Annotated in this window: 13 protein-coding genes and 1 pseudogene; 9 read left to right on the top strand and 5 right to left on the bottom strand. The window is 69.7% G+C overall.

The window, feature by feature from the left end; translation table 11 throughout:
- Window positions 1-51 precede the first annotated feature (51 nt).
- Window positions 52-2,331: a glutamine amidotransferase gene (locus HUA74_RS00070; protein ID WP_141640712.1), complete on the bottom strand. Its 2,280-nt coding sequence runs from the start codon at window positions 2,329-2,331 to the stop codon at window positions 52-54.
- Between the two features lie 27 nt (window positions 2,332-2,358).
- Window positions 2,359-3,117, bottom strand: a complete 759-nt coding sequence (locus tag HUA74_RS00065; protein WP_141640713.1) for a DUF4159 domain-containing protein — start codon at window positions 3,115-3,117, stop codon at window positions 2,359-2,361.
- A 57-nt stretch (window positions 3,118-3,174) separates the two neighbouring features.
- Between HUA74_RS00065 and HUA74_RS00060 the strand changes: the two genes are divergently transcribed.
- The 4 genes from HUA74_RS00060 to HUA74_RS00045 all read left to right on the top strand — a co-directional run bounded on the left by HUA74_RS00060 (window position 3,175) and on the right by HUA74_RS00045 (window position 7,377).
- Complete coding sequence (locus HUA74_RS00060) at window positions 3,175-3,438, top strand: molecular chaperone DnaJ (RefSeq protein WP_174452941.1); 264 nt, start codon at window positions 3,175-3,177, stop codon at window positions 3,436-3,438.
- A 72-nt stretch (window positions 3,439-3,510) separates the two neighbouring features.
- Entirely contained in the window at window positions 3,511-4,221 is a 711-nt protein-coding gene (locus tag HUA74_RS00055; protein ID WP_174452940.1) for a hypothetical protein, read from the top strand.
- Between the two features lie 93 nt (window positions 4,222-4,314).
- Window positions 4,315-5,784 (top strand): hypothetical protein, encoded by a 1,470-nt coding sequence (locus HUA74_RS00050; protein WP_174452939.1) that lies wholly within the window; start codon window positions 4,315-4,317, stop codon window positions 5,782-5,784.
- Window positions 5,785-5,808: 24 nt separating this feature from the next.
- Window positions 5,809-7,377: a beta-ketoacyl synthase N-terminal-like domain-containing protein gene (locus HUA74_RS00045; protein ID WP_174452938.1), complete on the top strand. Its 1,569-nt coding sequence runs from the start codon at window positions 5,809-5,811 to the stop codon at window positions 7,375-7,377.
- Between the two features lie 19 nt (window positions 7,378-7,396).
- On the opposite strand, the gene HUA74_RS00040 is transcribed toward HUA74_RS00045, so the two are convergent.
- Both HUA74_RS00040 and HUA74_RS00035 read right to left on the bottom strand, forming a co-directional pair.
- Window positions 7,397-7,966, bottom strand: coding sequence for a hypothetical protein (locus tag HUA74_RS00040; RefSeq protein ID WP_141640718.1), 570 nt, complete (start codon window positions 7,964-7,966; stop codon window positions 7,397-7,399).
- 77 nt (window positions 7,967-8,043) lie between these two features.
- The gene (locus HUA74_RS00035) at window positions 8,044-9,156 is read right to left on the bottom strand and encodes an RNA polymerase factor sigma-32 (protein WP_141640719.1); all 1,113 of its coding nucleotides are present in this window, start codon (window positions 9,154-9,156) and stop codon (window positions 8,044-8,046) included.
- Between the two features lie 68 nt (window positions 9,157-9,224).
- On the opposite strand from HUA74_RS00035, the gene HUA74_RS00030 reads away from it, so the two are divergent.
- Entirely contained in the window at window positions 9,225-11,666 is a 2,442-nt protein-coding gene (locus tag HUA74_RS00030; RefSeq protein WP_174452937.1) for a DEAD/DEAH box helicase, read from the top strand.
- A gap of 118 nt (window positions 11,667-11,784) precedes the next feature.
- Here the strand turns inward: HUA74_RS00030 and HUA74_RS00025 are convergent, their stop codons facing one another.
- Complete coding sequence (locus HUA74_RS00025) at window positions 11,785-12,282, bottom strand: helix-turn-helix domain-containing protein (protein WP_174452936.1); 498 nt, start codon at window positions 12,280-12,282, stop codon at window positions 11,785-11,787.
- Window positions 12,283-12,378: 96 nt separating this feature from the next.
- Here HUA74_RS00025 and HUA74_RS00020 point away from each other — a divergent pair, with 96 nt between their 5' ends.
- The 4 genes and pseudogenes from HUA74_RS00020 to HUA74_RS00005 form a co-directional block, all read left to right on the top strand.
- Window positions 12,379-13,608, top strand: a complete 1,230-nt coding sequence (locus HUA74_RS00020) for a Glu/Leu/Phe/Val dehydrogenase (protein ID WP_141640722.1) — start codon at window positions 12,379-12,381, stop codon at window positions 13,606-13,608.
- Window positions 13,609-13,738: 130 nt separating this feature from the next.
- Window positions 13,739-14,956 carry a threonine ammonia-lyase gene (gene ilvA, locus HUA74_RS00015; protein WP_174452935.1) on the top strand — a complete coding sequence of 406 codons (1,218 nt, stop codon included), beginning with the start codon at window positions 13,739-13,741 and terminating at the stop codon, window positions 14,954-14,956.
- A 45-nt stretch (window positions 14,957-15,001) separates the two neighbouring features.
- Window positions 15,002-16,435, top strand: a complete 1,434-nt coding sequence (locus tag HUA74_RS00010; RefSeq protein ID WP_174452934.1) for a peptidase MA family metallohydrolase — start codon at window positions 15,002-15,004, stop codon at window positions 16,433-16,435.
- A 140-nt stretch (window positions 16,436-16,575) separates the two neighbouring features.
- Window positions 16,576-19,585: pseudogene (locus HUA74_RS00005) on the top strand (hypothetical protein); the annotation flags it as partial.

The raw sequence follows: 19,585 nt of genomic DNA, 5'->3' as shown, positions 1-19,585 counted from the left end.
GGGTCGGAAAGCCCCTGTCTACCCCACCTCGTGGACGCGCCCCAGCGCCCCCTAGACGTAACCGAAGCGGCGCCGCGCGAACCACTCCGCGCCGAGCAGCCCGATGAGCGCGACGAGGTAGTACCAGCGGTCCCACAGCGGCTGGTCCTTCGCGCGCCCCACCTCCACCACGGGAGGGTCCAACAGCGGCATGTCCGGCAGCCCGTCCTGCGGCAGCTTGTACGCCTTGCCGCCCGTCACCTTGGCGATCTGCTCCATCAACTCCGGCCGCACGGAGGCGTCCGACAGCTCCGGCCCCACGGCGCGCACCGCCACCGCGTCCTCGCCCTTGCCCAGGTCCGTCTCGCCCTTCTTCGCCGTCGCGAGCAGCTTGTACGGCCCCGGCTCCGGCGGCGCGAACTCCAGCCGCACCACGCCGTCCGGCCCCGTGGCGCCCGTCTGCACCGCCACCGGCTTCTGCGTCGCCACCGAGAACAGCTCCACGCGCACCTGCGCGTCCTGCGCGGGCTGGTAGTCGGAGCTGCGCGCCTGCACCACCACGGCCACCGGACGCCCCGGCTCCACCGACGGCGGGTCCGCTGTCACCTTCAGCGTCGTCAGGTCCGGGTCCCTCACCAGCCACCGCAGCGCGTTGCCCCAGAAGCGGTCATACGCGCGGCTGGGCGAGCCATCCCGGTGCGCGGCGAAGGCCCAATACCACGACGCATCCGTGGCCATGACGAGCGCCCGGCCCCGGCCATAGTCCCAGACGGCGACGAGCGGCGCGTTCTTCCCATTCGCGGTGAGATGCGGATGCTCCAGCAACACGGTGGCGCCAGGGCGCGCATACGTCAGGTTGGCGCCCGGAATCGGCGGCAGCTCTCCCCACGCGGCCTCGGTGCTGGACGCACCCGTGCCAATGGCCGTCACCGGGTGGCGCAGGCCCTCCGGCGTCAGTCGCGCGGTGAAGGGCTCCACGTTGGCGGGGCCCGCGGCGGCCACGGGCAAGGCTTCCATCAGCGTGGGCATGGTGGCGCGGCCCTCGCCCAGCACGCTGTCGCCGCCAATCATCACGAAGGCGCCGCCGTTGTGGATGTAGCGCTCCAGGTTGCGCTCGTACTCGGCGATGGAGAGCGTCGGGTCCGCGTGCCCGAAGTTCTGGAAGATGACGACGTCGAAGGTGTCCAGCTTCGTGTCGAAAATCTCCTCCATGGGGAACGGGATGAGGGACAGCTCGCGCTCGTTCGCCACGCCCGGGTCATCCGACAGCGTGCGCAGGATGTAGAACGAGATGAGGTCCACGTTGGCGTCCTGCTTCAACAGGCCGCGCAGGTAGCGCTCATCCCAGGACGGCCGGCCCACCACCAGCAGCACGCGCACGCGGTCCCGGATGACCTTCAGCGTGAAGGAGCGGCTGTTGTTCTCCGTCACCGCCTCGTCCGGGAAGGTGGGCACCGTCACCGTGTAGACGAAGCGCCCCGTCTGGTCCGGCGTGAAGGTGAAGGACACCGGCTTCACGTCGTCGTTGGTCTCCAGGCGCACCGTCTTGGTCGCCACCGTCTTGCCCTCCTGGCTGAGGACAATGGGAATCTCCCGGCCCCGGAAGCCGCGGCCGTGAATCTCCGCCTCCACGGTGAGCGAGTTGCGCACGAAGGCGAAGTCATCCACCTTCAGGCCTTCAATCGACAGGTCCTTCAGCGCCTCCTGGCCCACGGTGAAGGTGGAGACCGGCACGCCCAGGTCCGCCAGCGCCGCGCGAGCCCGGCCCACCACGCCCGACTTCAACTCCGTGTTGTCCGCGCCGTCGCTGAACAGCAGCACGCCGGACAGCTTGCGCGCGCCCTGCCCCGCGCCCGCCGCCGCACGCAGCGCGGCCAGCAGGTCCGTGGTTCCCGCGCGAGGCGGCTCCTTGGCCAGCGACGCGGGCGTCACCGGCGCCAGCTCCGGGTCGAACCCGTACATCTCCACCGTGAAGCGGTCCTGGAGTCCCGCGAGCGCCGGCGAGGCCTTCTCCAGGAAGGTGGCCACCTCCGCGGCGCGCGTGGGGCCTCCGGGCTCCGAGGGGAAACCCATGGACGCGGAGCGGTCCACCAGCACCGCGACGCGGTTCTTCATCCGCGCCACCTGCAAGTGCCGGATGCCGGGCTCCAGCAGGAAGAAGAGCGCGGCCACGCCCGCGCCCACGCGCAGCGCCCACAAGAGGACGCGACGTCCACGCGAGGGCTCGCGGCGCACGCCCCAGGCGGCCAGCGCGACTCCCAGGAGCAACCCGAGCGCGAGGAACACCAGCGCCCACGAAGGCAGGGGAGAGAGGCTGACGAGCTTCCAGGCGTTGAAGGTGGGGGAATTCATCCAGGCTCTTGGCGTAGGGCCGGTGTTTCAGCGCCGCTTGTTGAGGATGAGCTGCAGGTGGACGGCGTCGTCCTTGTAGTCCAGGCAGAGGGCGTACATGCAGACGTTGATGCCCAGCCGCACCGCCAGCTCCCGCTGCGGCTCGCCGCCGGGGCTCACGTCGAACTCGTAGTCCCCGGACTCGTTGCGGCTCCACGCCCCGGCCACGTCGTTCTGCGAGTAGAGCACCGCCGCGCGCTTGCCCAGGCTGGCCGCCATCATCTGCGGCTTGTTGAGCAGCCGGCCCGGCGCCGCGTCCAGCAGGAAGAAGGACTTGAACACCACGTGTCCCGAGGGCACCTCCGCGAGCGGGTTCTGCGGCAGCACCCGAGCCATCTCCCGACGGAAGCTGGCGTCGAACCCGTCCCCGTCGCTGCCGTCGTTGGCGTCCGCCAGCATGAAGCCGCCGTACGTCAGGTAGCGCCGCAGGTTGGAGACCTCCGCCTCGTTGAGCGGAGGGAAGGCCCCGTCACCGCCGAAGTAGAGGAAGGGGTACTCGAAGAGGTCCGGACTGCTCAGCGCGAAGGGGCGCGCGTCCGGCACCACCTCCACGGACGTGCGGCGCTGGAGTTCCCACGCGATTCGCCGCAGGCCGGACAGCCGCGCATCCCAACGGCCGCCGTGTTTCGCCACCGCGGGGATGAAGCGGTTCTTCTCGCCGAACGCGTGCGCACGCCCCGCCAGCAACGGAGCGAGCGCGGCGGAGCCGAGCAGGAGGTTTCGACGGGTCAGACGCCGCACGGACATAGAGCGCATCTATATACCGTCGACGGGTACTCGCATTCCCCGGTATAGAGCGGGCCCATGGCAAAAGGCGGACAGACGCCCGAGCAGCCCGGCTCTCCCGAGGTCCGGGCGGCCTGGGCTCGCAAGGAGGCAGGCGACGTCGCCGGCGCGCGACGCGAGGCCGAGCGTCTGCTGGCGGGCAGTCCCACCCCCGAGGACCGGGCCGAGGCGGAGGAACTGCTGCGCCGCACCTCCACCCCCAAGGCCCTCTTTGGCTTCGCCCTGCTCGCCGCCGCCGTCTTCGTCGTCCTGCTGCTATTGGCCTTGACCCGCTACGCTTAAGCTACATCGTCGGCGCCCTCGTGCCCCCTGGGGGCAAACGTCGGGTGCGCCGCAATGCAAGGAGTTGGAGCCATGGAAGGCCTCCTCCAGGCCCTCAAGGCCTATCAGGAGCTCAACCCGTCGGGCTGGGTCGGCATCTACCGCCTGCTCCCCATGTGGGCGGGCATCGTCTGCTGTGTCGCCGGGGTGACGCTGCTGCTGGTGGGCGGAGGCCCCCGGGTGTTCCGGGTGCTGGCCGGGCCCATCGGCGCGCTCCTGGGGCTGGTGTGGACGGGCGCCGTCACCGCGAAGCTGGGCCTGCCGGATCTGGACCCGCGGGCGCCCTCCATCGTCGCGGCCGTGCTCCTGGCGCTGGGCTTCCTCTTCCCGCCCGCCATCACCTTCGTGGGCCTGGGCGTGCCGCTGGGCCTGTTGGCCGGGCAGATCGCCGGGCCGCAGGACTTCCTGCTCGGCTTCGCGCCGGGGTTCATCATCGGCGGGCTCGTCGGCGCGCTGCTGCACCGGGTGGTCAGCGCCCTGGTGGCCTCCGCGGTGGGCGGCTGGGTGCTCGTCATCGGCGCGCTGGCGGCGCTGCACCAGTTCGGCGGGCTGGTGGCCGCCGTGGCCAGCAGGCCCTGGGGCGTCATCGTCGCCGCCGGCCTGTTCGCCGTGGCGGGCGCCGTGTACCAGCTCGCCATGCGCCCCTCCCCTGAAGAAGCCGACAAACAACGCGGGGAAAAGGAGCGCGCCAAGCTGCGGCAGGCGGAGCAGCGGGCGCTCGAGAAACGTTGGGGGGTCAAGTAGCCGACCTCCGACGGGCGCCGGCCGCGCTTTACCTCCAGCGTCGTGGCGCGTACATTCCGCCGCCTTTCCCCCCGGAAAACCCCCGAAGGATTGATGGGCCAGGTCAGGCGCAAGGAGTCGGAGAAGAAGCAGGAGTCCCCCTCGGAGCCCGCCCCCCGGCAGGAGCCCACCGCGAGCACCGCGTGGGTGAAGCCGGAAGGGATGTCGCGCCGGGGCTGGGCCGTGCTCGCCGCGCTGGTCCTCGTCATCCAGTTCCCCCTCATCCACTACGCCCTGTTCCGCGGAGACGCGGACGTGACGGCGACAGTGCCCTACACCCAGGACTTCGCGGACCCGGGCGTGGTGAAGCGGGACTTCTTCTCCGTGGGTGGCTACTGGCGGGTGATTCAGGGCGAGCTCCTGGCACCGGGCGTGAAGAACAACCCGCTGTGGCTCCAGGCGCCGCTGCCGGACGACGTGGCCATCGAGTTCGCCGTGCGCTCGGAGTTGCCCGAGGGTGACATCCGGGTGGAGGTCTTCGGCAACGGCGTGGACCCCAGCTCCGGGTACGTCCTGGTGCAGGGCGGGTTCAACAACTCGATGTCCGTGCTGGCCCGGCTGGACATGGGCGCGCCCAACATCGACGCGCTCAAGCGCCGCGCGGCGCGCAAGGCCGGAGCCCAGGGTGACAAGGCGGACGACGGCGCGAAGACGGACGCCGCGGACATCGCCTCCGTGTTCAAGGACGACACCCGCGTCCGCGTGGAAGCGCGCGGCACGCCGGTGCAGGCCGGCCGCACGTACCACTGGCGCATCGAGCGCCGAGGCACGCTCATCCGCTGGAGCATCGACGGAGAAGCCTTCCTGGAGTTCGACGACCCGCGTCCCCTCAAGGGCAAGGGCCATGACCGGCTGGGCCTTTCCGGCTTCGAGTCGCAGATTTTCTACGACAACCTGCGCGTGGACTCGCCGGACCGGATGCCCGCCCGCGTCGCGCCCCCCGCGCCGGTGATTCCTCCGGGCCCGTACGCGGACGACTTCAACCGCGACACGCTGGGAGACGCGTGGAACGTCACCAACCCCTCCGCCACGAAGCTGGTGGACGGCGCGCTGGTGGTGGAGATGGTCCACAACCGCCCCGTGTGGCTCAAGCGGCCCATCCCCCGCGACGCGACGATTGAGTTCGACGCGTGGACGGACAGCCCGGACGGCGACATCAAGATCGAGGCGTGGGGTGACGGTCGCTCCTTCTACGCCGGAGACCTGCGCCTGCAGTACACGGCGACGGGCTACGTGTTCATCTTCGGCGGCTGGCGCAACACGCAGTCGGCCATCGCCCGACGCAGCGAGCACACGCCAGACCGGGTGACGCGCGACGGGGCCTCCGTGGTGCCCGGCAAGCGCCACCACTTCAAGCTGACCCGACGCGCAGGCACCCTCTCCTGGGAGCTGGACGGGCAGCCGTTCCTCACCCTCCAGGACCCCTCGCCCCTGGAAGGGACGCGCAATCAGTACTTCGGCTTCTCCGGCTGGAAGAGCCGGGTCCACTTCGACAATCTGAAGATCGAGCCGCTCGCCCCCTGAGTAGCGGCCAAGGAAAGTCACACCGTGCGCAGAGTTGGCATCTTCGGCTGGGGCGTCGTCGCCCCCCGGTCCAGGAACATCGAGGCGTTCGAGAGGAACCTCACGTCCTCCGAAAGCTGGCTGTCCCCTTTCAACGGCTTCGGGCCGGACAACTTCCTCGTCGGCACGCCGGAGTTCGAGCTGGCCGACTACAAGCCCTGGATTGACGAGCGCTTCCCGGCCAACCGCTTCTCGCAGCTGGAGCGGAAGATGGGGCAGCCGACGCAGTTCGCCATTGGCGCGTTCATCCAGTCGCTGTCGCAGAACCCCGGCCTGGAGCAGGAGCTGCAGGCCCTGGGGCCCCGCGCGCACGTCTACGTGGGCACGGGTCTGGGCGACCTGCCCACCATCCAGTCCATCTCGTTGGACTTGTACCGCGCCCAGCGCCGGTGGGACCGCTTCTGGTCCGCGCCGGAGCGCAACGCGGTGATGCGCAAGTGGCTGGAGACGCGCGAGCCTTTGGCGGGCCTGCCGCCGGAGCCGTCGTCGGTGGAAGAAGGCATCCGCGACGAGGCCGAGGACGCGTGGTGGCACTTCTGGACAGCCCAGTCCACGGAGCTGCGCGAGTACCTGGCGGAGCTGCGCGACATCGAGGCCATCGGCGTGCCGGACGGCGCCGACGTGGAGTCCGCGAAGCTTGCCGTCATCAAGGAGAAGCGCACCCGCAACGCCCGGCTGCAGAAGAAGTGGAGCGCGCCGGAGCCGCCCTGGAACGCCGTCTCCTCCAACGTGCTGTGGAACATCCACAACACGCCCGCCTCGCAGATTTCGATGCTGGGTCAAATCACCGGCATGACGTTCGCTCCCGTCGCCGCGTGCTCGTCCTTCGGCTATGGCCTGAAGCTGGCCATGAACTCGCTCCAGCTGGGCGAGGCGAAGGCCGTGGTCATGGGCATGACGGACGCGGCGCCCAACCCGCTCGTCGTGGGCGGCTTCTACAACGCCCGCGTCATCTCCGCCGACGCCGCCATCTCCAAGCCCCTCACCGCGCTGCGCGGCACGCACATCGCGGGAGGCGCGGTGGTCTGGGTGCTGGGCGACTACGACTACTTCACGTCCAAGGGCTTCAAGCCGCTGGGCATGGAGCCCGTCTCCGTGGGCGTCACCGCGGACGCGGACCACATCATCACCCCGTCCAAGGAAGGCCCCACCCTGGCCATCCGCGAGGCGCTGGCCGCCGCGGGCTGCTCGGCCGACGACGTGGGGAGCTGGGACTTGCACGCCACCGCCACCCCGGGTGACTACCTGGAGGTGCAGAACCTGCGGGACGTGCTGCCCGAGTCGGTGCTCATCACCGCGCGCAAGGGCACGTTCGGCCACGGCATGTCCGCGGGCGGCGGCTGGGAGCTGACGGCGCAGTACCTGGGCTACGGGCGCGGGCAGGTGTTCCCCACGCCGCTGAAGCCCAAGGAACTCAACCAGCAGATTTCCCGCGTCCACGGCCGCTTCGTGTTCGACGAGGCCGTCGCGGCGCCCGCTGGCTGCGCGGGCAAGCTGTCCATGGGCGTGGGCGGCATCAACGCCTGCGTCATCTCCCGGCCCTGGAAGAAGTGACGCCGCGCCGCCGCGAGGCTCAGGGGTGGGCGCTCACCGCGTCCGCCTCCAGCTTCGCGGCCGACGCCGGGTCGATTCGCTGGAGCAACATCAGCTCCAGCTCCAAGTCGCGCGCGTAGTTCTGCTGGGTGGGCAGCACGCCGCTGGTGGTGGAGTCGAGGCGGGCCTGGGCCTGCTCCTCCTGGGCGCGCTGCGAGCCGCCGGTGGCGATTCGCTGGTCCACGTTGCCCACGCCAATGTTCTGGGCCACCCGGTTGCCCCGCATCACCCGGAGGATGGCGCCCCCGGAATTGAGCGTGAGGCCCTCGACGAGGAAGCGCGAGGAGGAGGTGGGCCCCAGGGTGCCGCCTCCGGAGTCGCGCCACTCCGTCTCCAGCACGAAGCGGCCCGGCATCTCCTTCCACGAGTAGCCCTGCTCCTTGAGCAGCGCCTTCACGTCGGGCCAGAAGTCCGGCAGCGGCCGTCGGTAGACATGGTCCGCCGCCTTGTCGCGCAGGTAGTTCTGCCGAAGCGAGCCAGCACAACCCACAAGCGTCAGCAACGCGGCGACGACGAGACACACGCCCGAGGCGCGGAAGATGCGGCCCATGGAGAACCCCCAGGAGGAAGCGGTGACGACAGCGGGCAGCATAGCGCTCCCCGCCCTCGCCGCGCGCTCCCGCCCCCTCAAGCCTTGGGCGACGCCACCAGGTCGAAGTCGGGGATGTGTTCACGCATGAACTCGCGCATCCGCTGGATGAGCGCCGCCTCTATCTGCCGCGCGCGCTCCCGGCTGACGCCGTACTTGTCGCCGATGTCCTGGAGCGTCAGCGGCTCATCGGAGGTGAGGCGGTTCTCGAAGATGAAGCGCTCCTTGCCCTCCAGCGTGCGGGAGAACTCGGCGAGCTTCTCGCGGAAGAGGGCCTTGAGCTGCTCGGCGCCCAGTCGCTCGTCGGCGGGGATGGCGCCCGACGGCAGGTAGCGGTCCGCGCGGGTGCCTCGGGAGCCCTCGTCGTCCCCGCCCAGCGGCGCGTCGATGGAAAGCTCGTCGTGGCCGAGCCGCTGGTCCATCTCCACCACGTCCTGCTCGGTGACGTTGAGCCGCTCCGCCAACAGCTTGGGGCTGGCCTCGAAGCCCTGGGCGACGAGCTTGTCCTGCTCCTGGCGCAGCTTGAAGAAGAGCTTCCGCTGGGCCTCCGTCGTCCCCAGCTTCACCATCTTCCAGTTGTCCATGATGTAGCGAAGGATGTACGCCCGAATCCACCAGGCCGCGTAGCTGCTCAGCTTCACGCCCCGCTCCGGGTCGTACTTCTTCACCGCCTGCATCAACCCGATGTTCCCCTCCTGGACCAGGTCCAACAGGGAAAGCGGGTTGCGGTGGTACTCGTGGGCCAGCTTCACCACGAGCCGCAGGTTGGAGGCCACCAGCCGGTAGGCGGTGCGCACATCGCCCGTGTCGCGGTAGTGGCGCGACAGCTCCAGCTCCTCCTCGCGCGTCAGCAGGGGGTGGCGCTGCACCTCCGTCATGTAGGCCTGGAGGGGGTCCCGGTTGGAGAGCGCTGATTCGCTCGACTTGACGAGGGCCCGGGAGGGCACGGGCCTGACCACCTCCACCTCGGGCTCCGCGTCAACCAGCTCGGCCACGTCCGGCTCCAAGGAATCCGGGTCCGACGCTGTCTGGGCCCCTGGCTCCTCCACCTCCGCCTCGACGACCTCCGCCTGGGCGGGCGCGCTGCCCGCCGCCCGCTTCGCTCGGGGCCGGGAAGTCGTTCCTTTGGTTCTTTTCCCTCCACTCGCCATGGGCGCTCCATACCCCAAAGTGCCGCGATTGTTGCCAGAGGGTAATGCAGGAGCTATGCCCCTGCTTGATGAGCGACATCCAAGAGCCCACCGCGCCGGGCAGCCCGGCCACCGAAGAAGCCCCGACCCGTCCCGCCGAATACATCGCGGACATCGGCTTCGACGAAATGAACCTGTCAGAGCCCCTCCGCCGCGCGCTGGCGGAGCGCGGCTACACCCATCCCACCCCTGTCCAGGCCCGGGCGTTCCGGCCGGTGATGGAGGGCAAGGACCTGATTGTCCGCAGCAAGACTGGCACCGGTAAGACGGCCGCGTTCGGCCTGCCGTTGCTGGAGAAGATTCCCGCGGACGAGAAGCGCGTGCGCGCCCTCATCCTCTGCCCCACGCGCGAGTTGGCGATGCAGGTGGCGGACGAGCTGCGGTCCCTGGGCAAGAACAAGGGCGTGAAGGTGGCGGCCATCTACGGCGGCGCCTCCATGAAGCAGCAGGAGGACGCGTTCGAGGAGGGCACGCCCATCATCGTCGGCACGCCCGGCCGGGTGTTCGACCACATCAACCGGGGCAACCTGAAGCTGGACGGTTGCGACCACGCGGTGCTGGACGAAGCCGACGAGATGCTCAACCAGGGCTTCTACGAGGAGGTCACCCGCATCCTCGACCGTCTTCCGAAGGCGCGTCAGGTGCTGCTCTTCAGCGCCACCGTCCCCACGGACATCCAGAACCTCATCGCCCGGTACACGACGAACGCGGAGACGCTGCTGTTGTCCGGCGACGTCTTCACGGTGGAGCACATCCACCACGTCCGTTACGACGTGTCGGACGCCTTCCCCAAGCCGCGCAACCTCATCTACATCCTGGAGAAGGAGGAGCCGCCCAACGCCATCATCTTCTGCAACACGCGGGATGACACGGCGCTGGTGACCGCGGTGCTCAACCGCAACGGCTTCGACGCGGAGCTGCTCAACGGAGACCTGCCGCAGAAGGAGCGCGAGCGGGTGATGGGCAAGGTGAAGCGCGGCGAGGTGGCCTTCATGGTCGCCACGGACATCGCGGCGCGCGGCATCGACATCTCCGGCCTCGAGTACGTCATCAACTACTCGCTGCCCGAGGACCCGGCCGTGTACCTGCACCGCGTCGGCCGCACCGGCCGCATCGGCAACAAGGGCACCGCCATCAACCTCTTCTCCGGGCGCGAGCTGGCGACGTACACCGTGCTGGAGAAGAAGTACGGCATCAAGTTCGAGAAGCAGGAGATGCCCGCGCCCGAAGAGGCGATGCGTCTGTGGACGGAGCGCCACGTGCGCGAAATCCAGGAGGCCTCCGGCTCCTCCATCTTCGAGGGCTTCCTGCCCCTGGCCGCGCAACTGAAGAACAAGCCGAACGCGGACGACCTGGTCGCCTTCCTGCTCAAGTACTTCTTCAGCCGCATGCGCATGGAGAAGGCCCAGCAGGCCCAGGAGACCGAGCGCCGCGAGCCCGCGCCCGAGCGCAAGAGCGAGAGCCGGAGCGAGGGCCGTGGACGCGGCGGGCGCGACGACAAGCGCGAGCGCGGCGGGGAGCGTCGCGAGCGAGAGGACCGGCGTGAGCGGGCGGAGAAGCCCATGGCCCGCCCGGAGCACCCGGACCGCGAGCGCCGTCCGCGTCGTGACGAGCCCCGTCGGGAGAGAGACCCGGGCGCGAGCCGAGGCGCCGCGGCGCTGGAGGCCGGCCCTGGCGAGGTGAAGCTGTGGGTCAACCTGGGAACGGCGGACGGCCTGGGGCCGGGCAGCATCGCCACGGCCCTGGAAGACGCCGGCGCGCCGCTGGGGAAGATGGTGCGCGCGGAGCTGCGCCCCACCTTCGCGTACGTCTTCGTCGCGGAGGACGACTCCCCGGGGTTCGAGACGCTCAACGGCAAGCAGCACGGCACCAAGACGCTGCGCGTGGAGAAGAGCAAGCCGCGCACCGAGCGCGAGCCCGGCACCCGTCCGCCCCCGTCTCCGGACGCGGGCCCTGGCGAGGTGAAGCTGTGGACCAACCTGGGCATGGATGACGGCATGGACGAGGCGAAGCTGCCCGCCGCGCTGGAGGCCGCGGGCGCGCCCGCCGGCAAGGTGCTCAAGGCGCTGCTGCGCCCCACCTACGGCTACGCCTACGTGGCCGAGGCGGACGCTCCGGCCTTCGAGGCGCTCAACGGCAAGCTGCATGGCGACAAGCCGCTGAAGCTGGAGCGGCACCGCCCGCGCGGCTCGCGCGAGGAGCGTCGTCCGCGTCACGAGGCGCTGCCGGACCTGCCGGGCCAGGTGCGCCTGTGGGTGGGCCTGGGCAGGCAGGACGGGCTGGATGAGGCGGGCGTCACCGCCGCGCTCGAGGCCGCGGGCGCTCCGGCCGGCAAGGTCGCGCGGATGGACCTGCGCCCGACCTACGCGTACGTCTTCGTCGCGGATGAGGACGCCGCCGGGTTCGAGACCACGCACGGCAAGCAGCACGGTGAGCGCACGCTGAAGGTCGAGCGCGCTCGCAAGAAGTAATCCGGTGCGTTCCCCGGGAGGCACGTGCTTCCCGGGGCCGCCGCGAGCCAGGACTCGGAGCAGGCGTCTTGCTGGCCTGGGCGCTTCCGAGATGACTCGGGGATGCGCCCCTCTCGGGTCAGGCGCCTTCCTGCTCCGCGGCCTTCCTGCGTCGGGCCCGGTGGTAGTGGGCGGTGCACAGGCCTCGGGCCAGCACGGGCCGCTCGCACTCGGGCTCCTCGCAGCGCGCGGGCTCGGGCCCGGTGGGCCGCGACGGCATGGGGCCCGCGCTGAACATCACCTCCGCCACTTCCAGCAGCCGGTCCACGTCCTGTCGCGACAGCCGACGGGCCCGGGCGAAGCCCTCCAGCCGGTGGGCTCCCGCGTCGTCCACGTCATCCAGCCGGAGCAGCTCCCACAAGGGCAGCTCCAGCGCGACGGCCACCTGAAGGAGCGTCTCGTAGCTGGGGCCTCGTTCTCCGCGCTCCAGCAGTGACGCGAAGGACACGGAGATGCCACACCGGGCGGCGAAGTCTTCCTGGGTGAGGCCGCGTCGCTCTCGCAGCGCGCGAATCCGCCGGGCCAGGCCCTGCAGGTGTCCGTTCACCGCGGAAGCATCCGGAGGGCCGGGAGACATGGCAGTTTCCTATGGTAGCGCACCCCTTCTGTTAAGGTCTTTCGCGCGGGGCGGGACCGGTTGGACCCACCGCAGCCACCAGGAGCACTGCGAAACATGAGCGCCGTCGAGGGTACCAACTACTTCTTCCGCAAGGCCGCGCGGATCATGGACGTGGGCACCCCCATCGAAACGCTGCTCGCCACGCCGCTGCGCGAGGTGAAGGTCCAGGTCTCCATCGAGATGGACTCCGGCGAGATTCGCACCTTCCTGGGCTACCGGATTCAGCACGACAACAGCCGGGGCCCCATGAAGGGTGGCCTGCGCTACCACCCCGGCCTGGACCAGGACGAGTCCGCGTCGCTCGCGTCGCTGATGACGTGGAAGACGGCCGTCGTGAATGTGCCCTACGGCGGCGCCAAGGGCGGCATCGCCTGCGACCCCTCCCAGCTGAGCCTCAAGGAGCTGGAGCGGCTGACGCGCAAGTTCGTCGACCAGATTCAGGACGTCATCGGCCCCACGCGTGACATCCCCGCCCCCGACGTCAACACCAACCCCCAGGTGATGGCGTGGATCATGGACCAGTACTCGCGCTACCACGGCCACTCGCCCGCCGTCGTCACGGGCAAGCCGCTGGAGCTCTACGGCTCCAAGGGCCGCGAGGCGGCCACCGGGCGCGGCCTGTTGTACGTGTGCCGCGAAATCCTCAGGGACCTGGGCCTGCCGGTGAAGGGCACGCGCTTCGCGATTCAGGGCTTCGGCAACGTGGGCAGCCACACCGCGCAGCTGTTGTGGGAAGACGGCGGAGTGGTGGTCGCCGTGTCGGACGTGCTGGGCGGCGTGCGCAACCCGCAGGGCCTGGACGTCCCCTCCCTCTTCGAGCACGTCAAGCGCACCGGCACGGTGACGGGCTTCGGTGGCGGCACGGCGTGTAGCAACGAGGACGTGCTCGGGGCGGACTGCGAGGTCCTCATCCCCGCGGCGCTCGGCCACGTGCTCACCCGCGACAACGCGAACGCGGTGCGCGCGCGCCTCATCATCGAGGGCGCCAACGGCCCCACCCAGCCGGAAGCGGACGAAATCTTCGAGAAGCGCGGCATCTTCGTGGTGCCGGACGTGCTCGCCAGCTCCGGTGGCGTCACGGTGAGCTACTTCGAGTGGGTGCAGAACCTCCAGCACCTGTCCTGGGAAGAGGACCGCGTCAACGCGGAGCTGGAGAAGACGATGAAGGAGGCCTACGAGCGCGTGGCGCAGATTGCCCGCTCGCGAAAGGTCTCCATGCGGACGGCGGCCTACATCCTCGCCATCGGCCGAGTGGGCAAGGCCACCGTGCTGCGCGGCATCTGACGCGCGCGGGCGTGCTCGTCCGTCCTCCCGCCGGGCGAGCCTGCCGCATCGCGGCAACCCGGGAGGGCGGGCACTCCGGTGCCGACTGTCCCTTCCGCCCGGGGCGCGCTTCCGCTACACGCGCACGCTCATGGTCACCCTCCAGGACATCCTCGCCGCGCGGGAGCGTCTGCGCGACGCCATCCGCCCCACGCCCTGCCCCGCCTCGGACTACTTCACCGAGCGGACGGAGTGCGCGGCGGTGTACTTCAAGCTGGAGAACCTCCAGCGCACGGGCGCCTTCAAGGAGCGCGGCGCGCTCAACAAGCTGCTGACGCTGACGCCGGAGGAGCGAAAGCGCGGGGTCATCGCCGCGTCGGCCGGCAACCACGCGCAGGGGGTCGCCTACCACGCGCGTCGGTTGGGGGTGAAGGCCACCATCGTCATGCCGGAGCGCACGCCGCTCATCAAGGTGTCGCGCACGCGGGATGAGTACGGCGCGCGCGTGGTGCTCAAGGGCTCCAACTACGACGAGGCCTACGCGGAGGCGCTGCGAATCCAGCAGGAGGAAGGGCTCGTCTTCGTGCACCCGTTCAATGACGCGCATGTCATCGCGGGCCAGGGGACGCTGGGGCTGGAGCTCCTGGAGCAGTGGCCGGACGTGGAGGTGGTGCTGGTGCCCATTGGCGGAGGCGGGCTCATCTCCGGCGTGGCGTGCGCGCTGAAGGAGAGCAAGCCGGGCATCATTATCGTGGGCGTGCAGACGTCCACCATCGACAGCATGAAGGCGTCGATTGAAGCCGGGAAGCTGGTGGAGCTGCCCGCCGCGGGGACCACCATCGCGGATGGCATCGCCGTGAAGAAGGTGGGGGAGCTCACCTTCCCCATGGTGCGCAAGTACGTGGACGCGGTGGTGTCGGTGGACGAGGAGGAGATCGCCGCCGCCATCCTCACGCTGCTGGAGCAGGAGAAGAGCGTGGTGGAGGGCGCGGGCGCGGTGGGCGTGGCGGCGGTGCTCAATGGCCGCGTCCCCCAGGCCAAGGGCAAGCGCACCGCCATCATCCTGAGCGGCGGCAACATCGACATGAACGTCATCAGCCGCATCATCGAGCGCGGACTGGTGAAGGCCGGACGCCTGGTCCAGCTCGAGGTGCGGCTGCCGGACAGGCCTGGGATGCTCGCGCGGCTGACCTCGCGCATCGCCGACCTGAGGGCCAACGTGGTGGACCTCCACCACGAGCGCGCCTTCTCGAAGGCGGGGCTGGGCGAGGCCATGGTGGAGGTGACGCTGGAGACGACGGGCCCGGCCCACATCCGCGAGCTGGAGCAAGCCCTGGAGGAGCTGGGCTGGCAGGTGGCCCGCAAGTAGCTGGGGTCTTGCGCGCACGCGGCGGGGCTCGGCCATACTGGGGACATGCGTTTCCTGTTCGTCGCGCTCCTGCTCGCCACCACGCCGCAAACGCCCGCCCAGAAGGCGAAAGAACTCTCCGGACAGAAGTCCTGGGAGGAGCTGTACCTGGCCTTCGCGTCAGGGGATGCGAAGGCGGTTCCGGCGGAGCAGCGGGCCACGGTCTCCGGCGCGCTGGTCAAGGGCTGCCAGGCGCTGATGAAGGACGACACGGTGATGGCGTACTCGATGGGAGAGCGCGCCATCCTGTACGAGGAGTCCGCGCCGGCCATCCGCTGCCTGGCGAGCGCCGCGCGCAAGACGGAGCAGCGGGCAGCGGCCGAGTCCGCCCTGGTGAAGGGCGTGACGCTCTTCCCCAAGGACGGGAGCTTCCCGCTGGAGCTCGGCAAGCTGCTGCTGGAGGAGCAGGACTTCGTGGGCGCCCAGGCGGCGTTCGAGAAGGTGCCTCCCCGCGCGAAGGAGTCGGCCGAGGCCAAACGACTGCTCCAGAAGGCCCGCCAGCAGACACTTCAGGAAGACGCGGCCCGGTCCGAGGCCACGCGCATCTCCCGGCGCCTTGGAAGTTCCGCCCCTCAGCCCGGGCAGACACGTCCCGCGAGCGCGATGGGGGGCGAGGAGGCCTCCGTCGTGTCACTGGAGACGCGGCCGGGGATGAGCATCCGGGGGCCCAAGCTCGGCTTCGAGTCCGGGGTGGACGCCAGGGGCATGCGGGTGCGTTCCAACAGCCGGTTCGTCATCAGCTACTTCAACAATGATCGCGACTTCGGCCAACGCGCTGACTACGAGGGGCACATCGTCGAGATTCTCAGCGATGCCTACCACTTCACCCGAGGCGTCCTGGGCGAGGCACGCGAGACCCCCGTGTCCGTCGTGCTCTACACCGGCCAGGAGTTCGCGACGGCCTTCGGTCCGCGCGTGGCGAGGGTCGTGGCTGGGAAGTATTTCGAGAACGCCATCGCCATCAACAACGCCAAGGAGCTGACGAAGGAGACCAAGGCCACCATCATCCACGAGTACGTCCATGCCACGGTCGCCGACATCTGCGGAGGGGGCGACGGCGACATGGTCCGCCTTCCCCTCTGGTACAACGAGGGGCTTTCCATGTTCGTGGAGTGGAAGTACCTGGACGTCCCGGGCCCCGACCTGGAGATGGTGGATCAGATGCGGACGGTGCTCGCCGACCCAGCCCTGTCCCTCATCAGCGTCAAGCAGATGATGAAGGTCTCCCCCATCAACACCCCCAGCGCGACCATGGCGTATGCCATCTCCGGAATGGCGGTCCAGGAGCTGATGCGCCGGGAGGGCGCCCACCGCCTGCTGACCCTCACCCGGGATGTGTGCAAGCGGCAGGTGCCCTTCGAGGCGGCGCTGAAGACCCACTATGGAATGACCCTGGAAGACCTCGATTCGGAGATCGAGAAGATCGTCCGGCAGAGGTAGCGGCCGGGCAAGCTTGGTCCATTTGGTTTACCCCTCCCCGGGAGTCTCCTACACTCGCAGCCCCCCCATTTGCGCTGCGACGGTAACCGGGCAGTCCGCCGTCCGCAGCAAGGTGACGGATGTCGGACACGCGTGCAGCAATGAGAGAATTTCGCTTCCTCGACGAGAAGCGGAAGCTGGGCAGCCTGTCTCCCGTGGAGGAGGCGCGCTGGGGAGAGCTGCGTGGCCTCCTCGGCATCCAGGACACCCCCGCGTCCGACGCCTCCACCTGGCAGCAGCAGGAGGCGGCGCCCCAGGGCTACTACGCCGCTGATGGCCAGTGGTACGCCTACCCCGCTGGCTACGAGCAGCAGCCCCAGGGCTACTACGCCGCTGATGGCCAGTGGTACGCCTACCCCGCTGGCTACGAGCAGCAGCCCCAGGGCTACTACGGCGCCGACGGCCAGTGGTACGCCTACCCCGCCCAGGGCTACGACCCGAACCAGGGTTACGATCCGAATCAGGGTTACGCGCAGCCGGGCTACGACCCGAACCAGGCCTACGACCCGAATCAGGCCTATGCGCAGCAGCAGGGCTACGACCCGAATCAGGGTTACGCGCAGCAGGGTTACGATCCGAATCAGGCCTACGCGCAGCAGCAAGGCTACGACCCGAACCAGGGTTACGCACAGCAGGGCTACGACCCGAACCAGGCCTACGCGCAGCAGCAGGGTTACGATCCGAATCAGGCCTACGCGCAGCAGCAGGGGCATGATCCGACCCAGGGCTGGCCCGCCGCCGAGCCTCAAGAGGCCCAGGCCACCGACCCCGCGCAGCAGTCCTACTACGCGGGCTACGAGCAGCCGGCCCAGGCCCCCTACACGCCTCCCGCCCCGGAGCCGGAGAACCTGGCCCTCAGCGCGGACGACATCGACATCCCCGCCCTGAGTGAGCCGGCCCCGTGGATGGCCCCGAGTCCCACGCCCCCTGCTGGCGCGCCGACCGTGGCCACGTCCGACGCCTCGTCGTTCGAGGACGTGCTGGAGGTCTCGGAAACGGATGTGCCCACCACGGACGCATTCGAGGACGCCACCGACGACCTCGAGAGCGGACAGCCGCCGCTGAGCCACCAGGACGTCGCGCCGAGCGAGGCATCACAGCTGGCCGCGGAAGAGGACTTCGGAGAGCTCGACACGCAGGTGGAGCAGGCCGCTCCGCGACGTGAGCCGGAGACCTCGCTCGAGTCGTCCTTCGCCGACCTCTCCCTGGAGGTCGAATCGGCCGAGGAGCCCTCGACGTCCACGCTCCTCGCGGCACAGCCTTCCGAGGAAACGACGCTCACCGCCTCCGAGTCCGAGGTGGAGGTTCCCTCCTCGGAGGTCGAACTGCTCGACGCCACGGCGGACAGCGAGCCGATGCTGGCCGAGGAACAGGCCCCTTCGTCCCTCGACGAAGCCTGGGCCTCCGCGCCCCTGGCCGTGGACCCGATGGAGTCGTCCGCGACGGACCTCGCCGACGCCAATGACGTCATCGACGTCGGGGCGATGGAGAACGCCGAACCCATGTCGCTCGACTCGAGCGATGTGACGGAGGAGCTTTCGGCGAGCGACGCTGCCGCGCACGACGCGGGAGCTGACCTGGACTTCGCCGCCCAGGACACGGGCATCTTGAGCGACTCGGCCTACGAGTCGTCCGAGGACCCTGGCGTGGGCGAGTCCACCTTCTCGCCGCGGGAGGCTGGCACCGAGGATTCCACGGCGGCGGCTCACGATGCCGCTGGCGCGGAGATTTCGCTCGATGCGTCCGACATGCTCGAGCCCGCTTCGGCGGAGGAGTTCGCGGCGACGGCTCCGGAGTCGCATGCCGGGGAGCTGTCTCTCGACGCGACTTCCAGCAACTGGGACGCCTCGCCGTCGGTAGAGAGCGCACAGGGAGACTCCGACGTCGCCACTTCGCCCGCCGTCGAGGAGATTGCGCTCGATGGCGGCGATGTGAGCACCGAAGGAGCGTCCGAGGACTTCCTCTCCGCCGAGCCGGTGAGCACCGAGGAAGGATTGAGCGCCGCCTCCTTCGAGGAGACGACGGCTCAGGGTGAGCCCCCTACCTTCGAGGTGGGGGACCTTGGCGTGGAGGCGGAAGCCTCGTCTGCCGTGGAGTCGCCCTTCAGCACGGACACGGTGCCTTCACTGGAGCTTCGCGCTGTGCAGGTCGGGCCCGATCTCCAGGCCGACACCATCGAGGTCGACACCGACGCGGCGACCGACTTCACGGGGACAGCGGCGTCGCTCAGTGCGGCGGCTTCGCAGGATGGATTCGACCTGAGTGGCAATCCCGAGGAGGCCGTGCCTCTCGCGAGTGCTGGCGAGTTCCTCGATCCTGGACAGTTCTCGACTTCGGATGAGCGAGGACTGGACCTTCCGGCCGACGCTTCCGGCGAGGGCGAATGGGGCACGCAGTCGGGTGACCTGGAGCCCCTGGCGAGCAGCGCGAGCCTCGCTTCGGAGCATGTCGGAGCAACGGAAGAGGGCGCGCCCATCGAGCTGCAACCCGAGTGGGTGTCCTCCGACGCGTCCACGGGGGACTCCGCCCCGGCGAGTTCCGAGGGCATCGAGCTCCAATCCGAGTGGGCTGCCGCATCCACGGCCGAGCAAGGCCATGCCGAGCAGGCATGGGCAGCGCCGACGGAGCTCGCGCCCGAGGCCGCTCAGTCGGAGTGGTCGACGACCGAGGCACAGCCCGAGTGGGCCGCGACGGAGGAACTCCCCGCCGACGCGGTCCAGACCGAGTGGTCCGCCACCACCGGCGACGCAGCCACCGCCACCGCTCAGCCTGAGTGGGCCGCGACGGAAGAACTCCCCGCCGACGCAGTCCAGGCCGAGTGGGCCACCACGGACGCAACCGGCACTCCCGCTCCGCAGCCCGAGTGGGCCGCGACGGAAGAACTCCCCGCCGACGCAGTCCAGACCGAGTGGTCTGCAGCAACGAGTGACGCAGCCCCCGCCACCGCTCAGCCCGAGTGGGCCGCGACGGAGGAACTCCCCGCCGACGCGGTCCAGACCGAGTGGGCCACGTCCACTGGCGAAGCCACCCCTGCGCAGCCCGAATGGGCCACGACGGAAGAACTCCCCGCCGACGCGGTCCAGACCGAGTGGGCCACGTCCACTGGCGAAG

The sequence above is a fragment of the Myxococcus sp. CA051A genome, assembly GCF_013336705.1.
Taxonomy (GTDB): Bacteria; Myxococcota; Myxococcia; order Myxococcales; family Myxococcaceae; genus Myxococcus; species Myxococcus llanfairpwllgwyngyllgogerychwyrndrobwllllantysiliogogogochensis.
Note: the sequence above shows the minus strand (reverse complement) of the source record. Positions and strands in the feature narration are given on the sequence as shown.